Genomic DNA, 2231 nt, shown 5'->3' with positions numbered 1-2231 from the left:
TCTATAACATGAGTACATTTCATCCACTAGATGCGCTACCGAGCGATGACAGGCTTGTTGGCATATCGTTTGCGCTAGATGGTGGACACCAACAATCAGCTACGGCGTGTTGTGCTTTTGGCATCACTGCTAAAGGCAAAGTAATCTTACTTGATACTTGGTATTATAGTCCAGCAGGTCAAGCGGTAAAGAAAGCACCTAGCCAGTTATCACAGGATATTTATTATTTCACAACAAAGATTATCGGGAAGTATAAAGTACCTATCTTGCAATATACAATTGATAGTGCAGAAGGAGCATTGAGAAACCAGATGTATCTTGATTTTGGCATTAGATGGCATCCAGTAGCTAAATTAAAGAAAGTAACAATGATTGACACTTTCCAATCACTGCTTGCGGAGGGGCGCTTTTATTATCTTGACACCGAGAATAACAAGGTATTTATTGAGGAGCATAAGATGTATAGATGGGATGAAAAGACTATACAATCTGACAGTCCGAATGTCATTAAAGACGATGACCACACATGTGACGTAGCGCAGTATTTTGTGTTAGACAATGCTAAAATACTTGGTTTGCGTGTTGGTAATTCATAAGGAGGGCAAACATGAGCCTAATTCAAAAAATTAAAGATTTTTTCAATCGTGGGAGGTATAACATGGAAACATCAAACCTAAATAGCATTTTAGATCATCCGAAAGTGGCTGTAACTCAAGCAGAGTTTGACAGAATAAAGCACAATCTATCCTACTATCAATCAAAGTTCGATGATATCGAGTATATCAACACTGATGGCGATAGGAAGCGTAGAAAGATGCAACATTTGCCTATTGCACGTACAGCGGCTAAGAAGATTGCTAGCTTGGTTTACAATGAACAAGCAGAGATTTCAGCAGAAGATATAAAACTTAATGAGTTTTTGCAAGATATGCTATCTAATGACAGATTTAATAAGAACTTTGAGCGATACCTTGAGAGCTGTCTTGCTTTGGGTGGTCTAGCTATGCGACCTTACGTTGATGGTGATAAAATCCGTGTAGCATTTATCCAAGCACCAGTGTTTTTGCCATTACAAAGTAACACACAGGATGTATCAAGTGCTGCTATCTTGACTAAAACCATCAAGACAGAAAATAGAAAAAATGTATATTATACACTTGTTGAATTTCATGAGTGGGTAACGCCAGATGGCAGAGAAGTGGGCAGTACAAAAGATAAGAGCCTGTATCGTATCACTAATGAACTTTATAAATCGACATCAGATAGTACACTTGGAGAGCGTGTGAATTTAAGCGAGTTATACCCAGACTTGCAACCAGTCACACCAATTCAAGGCTTATCACGTCCACTATTTACTTATCTTAAAACACCAGGCATGAACAACAAGGACATCAATAGTCCGTTAGGTTTATCTATCTTTGACAATGCTAAAACCACCATTGACTTTATCAATCGTACCTATGATGAATTTATGTGGGAGATTAAGATGGGGCAAAGGCGCGTGATTGTACCGGAGCAACTAACTCAACTCAAGGTGCAAGATAGTCAAGGTAACATCACTTTCAAACGCCGATTTGATGTTGAACAGAATGTATATATGCAAGTTGGGGCAGGCAATATGGATAGTGGGGGAATTATTGACCTCACTACGCCTATTCGCTCATCTGACTATATTTCAGCTATTTCAGAGGGTTTAAAGCTCTTTGAGATGCAGATAGGGGTATCCAGTGGCATGTTTACTTTTGATGGTCAAGGAGTTAAGACAGCAACAGAGATTGTAAGTGAAAACTCTGATACCTACCAAATGAGGAATAGTATTGTCGCATTAGTAGAGCAGTCTATCAAAGAGCTTTGCGTTTCTATGTGCGAGTTAGGCAAGGTTGTAGGTATTTATAAGGGCAATATTCCAGAATTAAATGATATATCAGTCAATCTTGACGATGGTGTGTTTACTGACCGTCACGCTGAACTTGATTATTGGATGAAAATGGTAGCAGCTGGTTTTGCGACACAAAAACGAGGAATTGCGAAGACCCTCAATATAACAGAGGAGGAGGCAGAAAAAGAACTTGCTGAAATCAATGGCGAATTACCACTTGAAAGCGATGCAGAGCTTGCTTTGTATGAAAAGGGTCAACAAAATACAGTAGGAAACAGTAAGAATACAGTAGATGATAAAGATGAGGCTTAATCATGACCAAAACAAAAAAACGCCCAACCATAAATGAGCA

Annotated in this window: 2 protein-coding genes; both read left to right on the top strand. The window is 39.0% G+C overall.

Annotated elements, in window-relative coordinates:
* A partial coding sequence (locus ACVRZH_RS09970; RefSeq protein WP_447455125.1) for a PBSX family phage terminase large subunit occupies positions 1–596 on the top strand: 596 nt, incomplete at its 5' end.
* A gap of 11 nt (positions 597–607) precedes the next feature.
* Positions 608–2191 carry a phage portal protein gene (locus tag ACVRZH_RS09965; protein ID WP_447455124.1) on the top strand — a complete coding sequence of 528 codons (1584 nt, stop codon included), beginning with the start codon at positions 608–610 and terminating at the stop codon, positions 2189–2191.
* Positions 2192–2231 lie beyond the last annotated feature (40 nt).

It is taken from the genome of Streptococcus fryi (genome assembly GCF_053206505.1).
This window is presented reverse-complemented; position numbering and strand designations above follow the sequence as displayed.